Source organism: Shigella sp. FC1661, assembly GCF_001712525.1.
Classification (GTDB): domain Bacteria; phylum Pseudomonadota; class Gammaproteobacteria; order Enterobacterales; family Enterobacteriaceae; genus Escherichia; species Escherichia coli.
On sequence record NZ_MDGW01000446.1, the window covers coordinates 1 to 577 of the forward strand.

Below are 577 nucleotides of genomic sequence, written 5' to 3' on the forward strand. Positions count from 1 at the left end.
AAAATCATTGTTCTACCGAAACACTGTACTTCGCACTAAGTGCCGTTATGGTAAATCGACCACCTACGCACAACGAAGTTGATGGTAAATAATTTTAAATAATAAACTTAACCTTAAACCTATCTTTTACCTTTATTAAAACCACAGACGCAAAAAACGACAAGGCTAAAGCCATCAAAGTGAACGTTGTTCCTGCATCAAAACCTAGCTTTCCTAACACTGACATACAAAACGGGTGAATAAAGTAAATGCCTGTTGAAACTAATGCTATGTTCTTATTATCTGTTGTTATATTTGAGTTTAACAAGAGAATAAAGATGCTTGGACAAATAAAAATCAAAGAAAAATAATTATCAAAACCACCGTCGTTATATGGATTAACAAAGTTAAAGTAGCTTTCAATAACTAATAAAAGTGTACCTAGAATAGAGATAAAAAGTGCGTTATCAGATAAGAAACTTAGCTTTCTCATTCTGATTAAAAAACCTACAAAGAAAAATGGAAAACCCAAGAACAAAAAGTTTCGATGTATAAATGTAAGGTTAAATAATTTATCTAGTACATTAGATTCAAAAAA

At 30.5% G+C, this 577-nt stretch carries 1 protein-coding gene; it reads right to left on the reverse strand.

All coding sequences use genetic code 11. The features are described from left to right. Positions 1-94: 94 nt before the first annotated feature. The coding region (locus BFF42_RS26840) for an acyltransferase family protein (protein WP_216080635.1) at positions 95-577 on the reverse strand (483 nt) is incomplete at its 5' end.